We start from the raw sequence: 9,810 nt of genomic DNA on the forward strand, positions 1-9,810 counted from the left end.
CCCGGCCGAGGCACCGGCGGCCGCCGAGGTGGCCGTGGGCGTGACCGACCGGGCCGGCGTCCTGTCGTCCGGCGACCAGGACCTGCTGCGCGCCGAGACCGCACGCATTGCGTTCCCGCCGCAGGTCGAGCGCGTCGAGTACCTGGTCTTCGACGACGACGGCGACAACCTCAACGACACCGTCGAGCGCTTCGCCCAGTCCGAGCGGCCCGACCTCGTCGCGCAGGACAAAGAGAAGTGGGCGCCGGGCACACTGATCGTGGCCAATGACGCCGAATCGCGGAAGGTCGGCATCTACTGCGGCGACGACGTCTGCGGCGCCCTCGACATCTTCGAGGGCCCGCATCTCGACGGTGCGCTGGAGGCGATGAAGGACCCGATGCGACGCGAGAACCACGCTGCGGGGCTGCTCGCGGGGGCGCGGGCGGCAGCGGATCCCACGGTGCTCGCGCCGGAGCCGGAGGGCATGCCGGCCTGGCTTCCGTGGGCGCTGGGCGGCGCGGGCGTCGTGGGCGCGGGCGCGATCGGTGCGGGCGTGGCGGCGAGCCGGAAGAAGAAGGCGACGACGGCGAGGGAGCGTTACGACCGGGTCTCCCGCGAATACGGGCGGGTCGCGCAGGAGCTCACCGGGTTGGACGTCCGCGCCAACTCGCTCACCTCCCCACTGGCCGACGACGAGCTGAGGTCCCAGTGGGCGGACGTCCGGGACCGGTTCCTCTCGCTGGACACGGTGATGGGCCGGATCGGGGACCTGCGGCCCGACTCGACCGACGCCGAGTTCCGGGCCAAGGCCACCGACATCGAGCTCGCGCACACCACGGTCGACCAGATGGAGATCGCGGAGAAGAACATCGACCAGCTGTTCCGGATGGAGCAGGGCGACCCCGACGTGCGCCGCCGCCAGCTCGGCGAGCTGCACGAGGACATGGTCGCTGCCGCGTTGGGGACGAAGGACGCGAGGTTGGCCGCGGAGGCCCGGGCGCTGGACGCGCGGGCGGACGAACTCGCCCGTGACACGCAGGCACCCGGCTTCATGGACCGGTACGCGCGGCTGGTGGTGGACTACCGGCTCGTCGTGGAGGCGATCCGGGAGCGGGAGATGTCGGACGTCAAGACGGCCGATGACGCGGGCGACCGGCACGCGCCCCGGCTGTACGACCGTGACTGGCGCGCCGGCTACGGCTACAACGGCTTCGTCCCGTATTACGTCGTGTCGAGCTGGCACGCCCGGGACGTGCAGGCGGCGCAGTCGGCGAGCTCGACCACCACGAGCTACTCCAACGCGTCGTTCTCGGGCGGCGGCGGGTCGAGCGGGTACTGACCCGCCGCCTCGCCGCGTCAGCCCTCGACGATCTCCACCGACTCGATGGTGTGCGTGGTCTGGGGCCGACCCTGCGGGCTGCCGTCGGACTCGATCGCGGTGACCGCCTCCATGCCCTCGGTGACGGTGCCGAAGAGGCTGTAGTCCGGCGGCAGAGAGACGCCGGAGTCGCCGGTGACGATGAAGAACTGCGAACCGTTGGTGTCCGGCCCGGCGTTGGCCATGGCTACCGACCCGATCTCGTACTCGCCGCTCGCGGGCAGCTCGTCGTCGAACTCGTAACCCGGGCCGCCGCTGCCGGTGCCCTGCGGGTCGCCGCCCTGGATCATGAAGCCGGGGATCACGCGGTGGAAGGTGATGCCATCGTAGTAGTTGTGGCGGGCCAGGAAGACGAAGTTGTTGACCGTCTCCGGGGCCTTCTCCTCGAGCAGGTCCACGGTGACGGTCCCGGCGTCGGTGGTGATGACGGCCGAGTAGTCGACCCCCGGGGTCAGGCACATCGGCGGGGCCGAGTCGAAGGAGGTCGTGCGCTCGTCGGTGCCCTCGGCGGGCGGGCACTCGACGTCGCCGCCCGACTCGCGGCCTTCGTTCTGGGTCGCGCTGGTCGTCCCACCGGTGGCCTGTTCGTCGGAGGACGCGTCGTCGGACCCGCAGCCGGCCAGCGCCAGGGGCGTGGCGAGGGCGAGCGCTCCGAGGGCGGTGCGGACGGTCGGGCGGCGACGTGGCGAAGCGGTGAGGTGCATGGGACGAGACTAGGTGGTGAGCCCGTCCGGGTGGGCGCCCGCATAGGCGCCGGGGTGGTCGCCCGCACGCGCGCGGGTGGGCCCCGCGCGTGGTGGGCGGGGTGCGTCGGCCCCGACGGGTACGATCGACCCGGCTTTCGTCCCACGGCCGCGCCTCCCCGGCGGCGGCGCAGCGGGCGCGGAGGTGCGACAGGGCACAGCAATGTGGACGAGGGCGGCCCCGGCCGTCGGGACGGGGACACGCACACATGGAACATCACGGCCACCACGAGTTGGTCGACGAGGTCGAGCGATCGGTCGCCGCGCTCGCCGATCCACGTGGCCGGGAATGCCTCCAGCGGATCATCCTGCCGCGGGCCGGCGAGCCGCTCGACGTGCGCGCGCTCTACCTCGACGAGGCCCCCACCAACTCCCGCCGCGCCCACTCGTCCACCCGGACGTCGCTCGGCATCGGCGCCGACTCCGAGGTCTCCTTCGCCACCTACTTCAACGCGTTCGCCGCGGCCTACTGGCGCCGGTGGACGGTCCTGGACGAGGTCGTCCTGCGGCTGACCGTCCGGGGCGCCGGCCGCGTCGACCTGTACCGCTCGAAGATCGACGGCTCCCGGATCGCGATCACCGGCGACGTCGTCGGCGAGCCGGGTCAGGCCGGGCAGGTCACCACGGTCGAGTTCGTGTGCGACCTCGGTCCGTTCGAGGACGGCGGCTGGATCTGGTTCGACCTCACCTCCGACACGGACGTCGAGCTGCTCTCGGGCGGCTGGTACTCCGCCGTCGACGCCCCGGCCACGCGCCCCGACGCCGGCCCGGACGGCCGACCCGACCCGGCCGTGCAGGTGCCCAACGACCGCCGCGTGACCGTCGGGATTCCCACGTTCAACCGGCCCGGTGACGCGGTGGCCGCGCTGCGCGCGCTGACGTCCGACCCCGAGGTCGACGCGGTGATCGACGCGGTCCTCATGCCGGACCAGGGCGACAGGAAGGTCCGCGACGAGCCCGGCTTCGCGGATGCGGCGGAGTTCCTCGGCGACCGGCTGCACATCTTCGACCAGCCGAACCTCGGCGGGTCGGGCGGCTACAGCCGCATCATGTACGAGGCGCGCAGGCTGACGGACTCGCCGTACATCCTGTATATGGACGACGACATCGAGATCGAACCCGACTCGATCCTGCGGGCGCTGGCGTTCGGGCGTTTCGCCACCGTCCCGATGCTGGTCGGCGGGCAGATGCTCAACCTGCAGGAGCGCAGCCACCTGCACACGATGGGCGAGGTGGTGGGCGCTCACGACTTCATGTGGACCGCCGCCCCGCACGCGGACTACGACTACGACTTCTCCACGTACCAGCTCACGGACCGCGACAACCCCAAGCCGCTGCACCGCCGCATCGACGTGGACTACAACGGCTGGTGGATGTGCCTCATCCCGCGCGTCGTGGCAGAGAAGATCGGCCAACCGCTGCCGCTGTTCATCAAGTGGGACGACGCGGAGTACGGCCTGCGCGCGCGACGCGCCGGCCACCCGACGGTCACCATGCCCGGTGTGGCGATCTGGCACATGGCGTGGTCGGACAAGGACGACGCGATCGACTGGCAGGCCTACTTCCACCTGCGTAACCGCCTCGTGGTGGCCTCGCTCTACCACGACGGCGACCACAAGGGGATCATGCAGTCCAGCCTCAAGGCGCTGGTCAAGCACCTGGTCTGCCTCGAGTACTCGACGGTGGCCATCCAGATCGAGGCGATCCGCGACTTCCTCCGCGGCCCCGAGGCCCTGTACGAGTTGTTGCCCACCGCGCTGCCCAAGGTGCGGGCCATGCGCGCGGAGTTCCCGGACGCCGTGGTCATCCCGTCGGCCGTCGACCTGCCCGCGCCGTCGGGCGGCCCGGCCGGGATCCACTCCGAGCCCCGCGGCCCGGTCCGCAAGGCCGTCGCGCTGGCCAGGGGTCTCGCGCACACCCTGAGCAAGGACGACAAGCGTCACCACGAGGTGCCGCAGGCGAACTTCCCGCCGATCGAGGCGCGCTGGTACTCGCTCAGCCGGGTCGACGGCGCCACGGTCACCACCGCCGACGGCCGCGGGGTGGTCTACCGCAAGCGCGACCGCGAGCTGGCCGCCGCGCTGTTCAAGGAGTCGGCGGCGCTGCACCGCGAGCTGTACCGGCGGTTCCCCGAGATGCGGCGCCGCTACCGCGAGGCCCACACCGAACTCGTGACCAAGGAGGCCTGGAGCCGTGTCTTCGATGCCTGATCCCGTGGGTTCGGTCGAGATCCCCGTACCCACCGGCGAGGTCCGGCTCCTGGCTGGGGTGCAGAAGCGCCTGCTCGCGGTGCCCGGGTCGCGTCAGGCGGCCGTGACGCTGTCGCACGTCGGCGAGCACGCCCTCGGTTGGATGGCGATCGCGGCGGCCGGGATGGCCGTCGATCCCGCCCGCCGGGGTCGCTGGGCGATGGTGGGCGTCGGCAGCTTCGGCGCCCACGCCACGTCCGTCGTCGTCAAGCGCGTCGTGCGTCGGCGCCGGCCGGACCACCCGTCCGTCGCCGTGGGGGTGGGCACCCCCTCCAAACTGAGCTTCCCCTCGTCCCACGCCACCTCGACGACCGCGTTCGCCCTGCTCGCGGGGGCGGTGACCGGGGTGCCCGTCGCGCCGGCGCTCGTGCCGGTGATGCTGGCGTCCAGGTTGGTGCTCGGAGTCCATTACCCTTCGGATGTGGTCGCCGGTGCCGCCGTCGGTGCGGGCTGTGCCGCCCTCACCCGCGCGGTCTGGCCCTCGGACGCGGTCCAGCAGGTCCTGCCCGGGGCACTGCGCGACGGCGCGGCGGGCCCGCGCGCCACCCAGATTCCCGAGGAGAAGCGATGACCGATCAGACCGGAGTGCCGGCCGCCCGGGGCGGGACGGAACACCATCTCCTGGGCGCCGAACCGCACACGGCCAACGAGATCGACGACATCGAGGAGGCCGCCGAGGAGTCCGGGGGCGCGCCCCCGAAGAACCTGCTCGACGGGATGGTCAAGGCCCTCCGGCCGCGGCAGTGGGTCAAGAACGTCCTCGTCATCGCGGCGCCCGCCGCGGCGGGGTCGCAGACGCTCACCGACGGCAGCGTCCTGTTCTCGGTCTTCATCGCGTTCGTGGCGTTCTGCATGGCCGCCTCGAGCGTGTACCTCATCAACGACGCGATGGACGTCGAGGCCGACCGCGCCCACCCGACCAAGCGTTTCCGGCCCATCGCGGCCGGCGTGCTGCCCGTCGGCCTCGCCTACGCGATGGCGGTGGTGCTCATCGTCGCCGCGCTCGTCATCTCCGTGCTGTTCGCGCACCCGGCCCTGGCGATCGTCGTGGCCGTGTACATCGTGCTGCAGCTCATGTACTGCTTCGGGCTCAAGCACCAGCCGGTGCTCGACATCGCGTTCGTCTCGTCCGGCTTCCTGCTGCGCGCGGTCGCCGGCGGTGCGGCCGCCGAGGTCGAGATCTCGCAGTGGTTCCTGCTCGTCATGGCGTTCGGTTCGCTGTTCATGGCGGCGGGCAAGCGGTACGCGGAGCTGAGCCTGCACCTGAAGACGGGCGCGAAGATCCGCAAGGCGCTGGAGAGCTACACCCCCACCTACCTGCGGTTCGTGTGGACGCTCTCGGCCACCGTGCTCGTGCTCTGCTACGCCCTGTGGGCGTACGACCGGGGCTCGGACCCCAGCCAGCCGGCCGGCGCGGCGATCTGGCTTCAGATCTCGATCGTGCCGTTCACCATCGCGGTCCTGCGCTACGCGGTCGACGTCGACGCCGCGCAGGCGGGCGAGCCCGAGGACATCGCGCTGGGCGACCGGGTCCTGCAGGTCCTCGCCGCGCTGTGGGTCCTGACCGTGGTGATCGGGGTCTACATCGTCCCGTCGCTGGCGTGATCCCGGCGGACGCACGATGTCGGAGGTGACGGCGGAGAGCCGTGGCGGTCGCCGAGTCTCGGCGCGCGACGTGGTCGGACGCGGTCGGGGCGACGCGGTTTTCTGGTCCGGGCTCGCCGTGGTGGTGGCGATCTTCTTCGCCGGCGCATGGCAGCGGCGGTGGATCGCCGACGACGGTCTCATCGTGCTGCGGACGGTCCGCAACCTCGTGGCCGGCAACGGCCCGGTGTTCAACGCGGGGGAGCGGGTCGAGTCCAACACCTCCACGTTGTGGACCTATCTCATCTACGGCACCCATGAGGTCGTCGGCTACCGCCTCGAGCTGGTCTCGCTGGGCCTGGCGCTCACGCTGAGCATGCTGGCGGTGGCGTGCGCGATGCTGGGCGCCCGCGTCATGTACCGCGGGACCCGACGCGCCCCGGCGGGCGGGCCGATGCTGCTCCTGCCGTTCGGCGTCCTCGTCTATGTCATGCTGCCGCCGGCCCGCGACTTCGCCAGTTCCGGACTCGAGACCGGGCTGGTGATCTGCTGGATCGGCGTCATGTGGCTGGGCCTGCAGCTCTGGGCCCGGTCCCCGCATCGCGAGGGCCGCTTCGGCCTGCCCGCGCCGGGGACGGCGGCGATCGCGTTCATCGCCGGCCTCGGGCCCCTCGTGCGGCCCGAGATGGCGCTGGCGGCGGCGGTGTTCCTCGCGATGATGGCGGCGTCCCGCCAGTCGTGGCGGCACCTGGGTTGGCTCGTGGTCATCGCGGGCACGGTGCCGGTCGTCTACCAGCTCTGGCGGATGTCCTACTACGCGCTGCCGTACCCGCTCACGGCCGTGGCCAAGGACGCCGGCGGGGCGAAGTGGGACAAGGGCGCCGAGTACCTGTGGGATCTGCTCGCGCCGTACGTGCTGCTGCTGCCGCTCGTCGCCGTCCTCGTCGCGGGCCTCGTGGCCCTGTGGGCCCGCACGGCCCCACGTCGCACGGCCGGTGCGTCGTCCGGACCTCCGCTACTCCGACTCGGGATCCGCTCCCTTCACAGGGGTAGCGAATCCGGTCCGGCGGTAGCGGATTCCGGGTCAGGAGAGGGTGACGACGACGAGGGCGGCCGGCTGCTCCGCCTGCGGGGGCGGGTCCGCTCCACCCCGGTCGTCACGGTCGCGTTCCTCGTCGTGGCCCTGGTGATGCTGCTGTACGTCACCCGCGTCGGCGGTGACTTCATGCACGGCCGCGTGCTGCTGCCGTCCCTGTTCCTGATTCTCCTGCCCGTCGCGGTGGTGCCCCTGCCCGTAGGGCCCGCCCGCGGGTCCGCGGACGCCTCCGTGCGGCGGGTGGCGGTACCCGTGACCGCGGCCGCGTGGCTCGTCGTCATCGGATGGGCGGTCACCGTCCAGGTCGTCGAGGACCCCTTCCGCGAGGAGCCGGAGTCCATCACGTCGGCCGGCATCGTCGACGAGCGGCAGTTCTACATCCAGCGCACGGGGCACAGACACCCGCTCCTCGCCGACGACTACCTCGACTTCCCGCGCATGCGCGCGCTCGTGCGCGACGTCTCCCGCAACGAGACGGGGGCGGTGTTCCTGCCGGTGCCGGGTTTTCAGGACCGCTGGGACGTCGTCGCCTACGACCACCCGATGCCCGGGTTGGCGCCGTTCGAACTGCCCGAGGACCCCGTCAAGACCGTCGTGTTCCTCAACCTGGGCATGACCAGCATGAACCTGCCCCTCGACGTGGGCGTGTACGACACGGTCGGCCTGGCCTCGCCGCTCGCCGCGCACACGGATCGGATGGAGGACGGGCGGATCGGGCACGACAAGTTCTTGCCGTACGACTGGGTGCTCGCGCAGAGGCAGGTGATCGAGAACCCGGTCAACTTCCCGCGGTGGATCGACGTCAACTGGGTCAACCAGGCCGAGGTGGCGCTCCAGTGTCCGGCGACGCAGGCGCTGATCGAGTCGTACTCCGCCCCGTTGACCCCCGAGCGGCGATGGTCCAACCTGGTGAACGCATTCTCATTCGCCGAGTACCGGATCAACAGAATCCCTGCTTACGAGGTGCAGAGGTGCGGCTTACCGATGCCTGAGGAGGTGGAGAAGTATCAGGGCACTCGGTAGGGTGGCGCTCGCTGTTGTCTCGAAACGGTAACAGTCAGGGGTCGAATCGGTCCCCGACCTGTAACACCTGTCCCAAAATGCGCGACAGTATCGATGACCTCGATGTCGCAGTTCCGGTCCTTCCCTGGTGGGGCCGGTCCGATGAACGTCACCGATGCCCTGCGGGCACCAGGAACGAACAAAGGAACCAACGAATGTCCCACTCCACCCTCCGGCGCCGGTTCGCCGCCGGGCTCACCGCTCTGGCGACGGCCGCAGGGCTCCTCGTCGGCGCCCCGGCACTGGCCGGCGCCCAGGCGACCGAGCAGGGTTCCTCTGCCAGTCTCGGGTCCGCCGGCTCGGCTGCCCCGCCGCCGGCCGCCCCCGCGTTCCGGCCCGCCGGCGGCAACGAGAACCCGGTCGGTTTCCGCCATTGGCTGCGGCCGGGCTGCGAGTGGGATCCCGTCGCGTCCTGGGTCCAGCTCTGCCACGTGTGGTCCCCGGCGATGAACCGGCACATCAAGGTGCAGGTCCAGCCCGCGCGCTTCGGCGGCAACGCCGGTCTCTATCTGCTCGACGGACTGCGGGCGCGTGACGACTGGAACGCGTGGACCCACGACGCCCAGGCGCAGCGCATCTTCCTGCAGGACAACATCACCCTGGTCATGCCCGTCGGCGGCCAGGTGTCCTTCTACTCCGACTGGCAGCGGCCCATCAACCTGGGCGGCAACCTGCTGGAGTACAAGTACGAGACGTTCCTGACCCGCGAGCTGCCGAACTACCTGGCGGACCACTTCGGCGTGCGGCGCGACAACAACGCGATCGCCGGTCTGTCGATGGGCGGCTCCGCCGCCGCGACGCTCGCGGCCAACCACCCGAACCAGTTCAAGCAGGTGTCGGTCTTCTCCGGCTACATGAACCCGACCGCCCCGGGCATGTACACCATGATCCCGCTGGCGATGTTCGACCAGTGCAAGTGCGACCCGTTCGCCATGTGGGGCCTGCCCGGCGCGCCGGCGTGGGGTCGCAACGACCCGCTGCTCAACGCCGACAAGCTGCGAGGCATCCCGATGTACGTCACCGCCGGCTCCGGGATCCCGGGCCAGTACGATCAGCCCTCGAGCCTGCAGGCCGTGTTCAACACGTTCAACGGCATCATCCTCGAGGGCCTGTCCCGCGGCTCGACCCTTGCGTTCCAGAACACGATGAACGCGGCCCCGAACAAGGCCGTCTTCGAGTACCGCACCACGGGCATCCACGGGTGGGGCTACTGGAACGACGACCTCATCGCGGCGCGCTCGGCGCAGATCCTGAACGTGATGGACGCCCACGCGTGGTGATCACACCGAGTTAGCCGACGAATCGGACTCCCATCAGCGAGTCCTCACCCGTCACACCGGGGCCCCGCGCGTAGATTCTGTGCGGGGCCCCGGTCGCATCTGACCACCGGGTTCGGCCGCGGGAGGGGAACCCGCGGGCGCGCCGCGGACCCGGGCCCCCTATACGGGTGACGCGGGCCGGGTGCGACGCGCGCCCACCAGACGATCCGGCGAGACGACGCGGCAAGAAAGAGAACAACACATGGCGACCCCCAGCGCACACGCGAGCCCCCGTTCCCGGTGGGCGTCCCTCCTCGCGGCTCCCCTCGTGGTGTCGGTGGTGGGGTCGGGCCTCGTCCTGCCGCCCGTCGCCGCGGCGCAGGAGACCCCGACCCGTCCGACCCCGGCGCAGAGCAGCCCCGCGCAGACCGCTCAGCCGCGGTCGACGACCGCCGCG

At 71.2% G+C, this 9,810-nt stretch carries 8 protein-coding genes; 7 read left to right on the forward strand and 1 reads right to left on the reverse strand.

What is annotated here, in order from left to right:
* The coding region (locus HMPREF3086_RS10685) for a DUF5129 domain-containing protein (protein WP_070721796.1) at positions 1-1,321 on the forward strand (1,321 nt) is incomplete at its 5' end.
* Between the two features lie 17 nt (positions 1,322-1,338).
* On the opposite strand, the gene HMPREF3086_RS10690 is transcribed toward HMPREF3086_RS10685, so the two are convergent.
* Positions 1,339-2,064, reverse strand: a complete 726-nt coding sequence (locus HMPREF3086_RS10690; RefSeq protein WP_070721799.1) for a peptidylprolyl isomerase — start codon at positions 2,062-2,064, stop codon at positions 1,339-1,341.
* A 248-nt stretch (positions 2,065-2,312) separates the two neighbouring features.
* Here HMPREF3086_RS10690 and HMPREF3086_RS10695 point away from each other — a divergent pair, with 248 nt between their 5' ends.
* The 6 genes from HMPREF3086_RS10695 to HMPREF3086_RS19290 all read left to right on the forward strand — a co-directional run.
* Entirely contained in the window at positions 2,313-4,313 is a 2,001-nt protein-coding gene (locus HMPREF3086_RS10695) for a glycosyltransferase (RefSeq protein ID WP_061916275.1), read from the forward strand.
* Positions 4,306-4,923 carry a phosphatase PAP2 family protein gene (locus HMPREF3086_RS10700; RefSeq protein ID WP_061916272.1) on the forward strand — a complete coding sequence of 206 codons (618 nt, stop codon included), beginning with the start codon at positions 4,306-4,308 and terminating at the stop codon, positions 4,921-4,923. Before HMPREF3086_RS10695 ends, HMPREF3086_RS10700 begins: the two co-directional genes overlap by 8 nt.
* Positions 4,920-5,957, forward strand: a complete 1,038-nt coding sequence (locus tag HMPREF3086_RS10705) for a decaprenyl-phosphate phosphoribosyltransferase (protein ID WP_061916269.1) — start codon at positions 4,920-4,922, stop codon at positions 5,955-5,957. Before HMPREF3086_RS10700 ends, HMPREF3086_RS10705 begins: the two co-directional genes overlap by 4 nt.
* A 16-nt stretch (positions 5,958-5,973) precedes the next feature.
* A complete protein-coding gene (locus HMPREF3086_RS10710) occupies positions 5,974-8,055 on the forward strand; it encodes an arabinofuranosyltransferase AftB family protein (RefSeq protein WP_083324402.1) in 2,082 nt (693 codons plus the stop codon).
* 194 nt (positions 8,056-8,249) lie between these two features.
* Positions 8,250-9,374 carry an alpha/beta hydrolase gene (locus tag HMPREF3086_RS10715; protein ID WP_061916266.1) on the forward strand — a complete coding sequence of 375 codons (1,125 nt, stop codon included), beginning with the start codon at positions 8,250-8,252 and terminating at the stop codon, positions 9,372-9,374.
* Between the two features lie 241 nt (positions 9,375-9,615).
* Positions 9,616-9,810: hypothetical protein (locus HMPREF3086_RS19290; RefSeq protein ID WP_210401862.1), on the forward strand; the 195-nt coding region annotated here is incomplete at its 3' end.

Origin of the sequence: Dietzia sp. HMSC21D01 (assembly GCF_001815995.1) — a bacterium.
GTDB classification, from domain to species: domain Bacteria; phylum Actinomycetota; class Actinomycetes; order Mycobacteriales; family Mycobacteriaceae; genus Dietzia; species Dietzia cinnamea.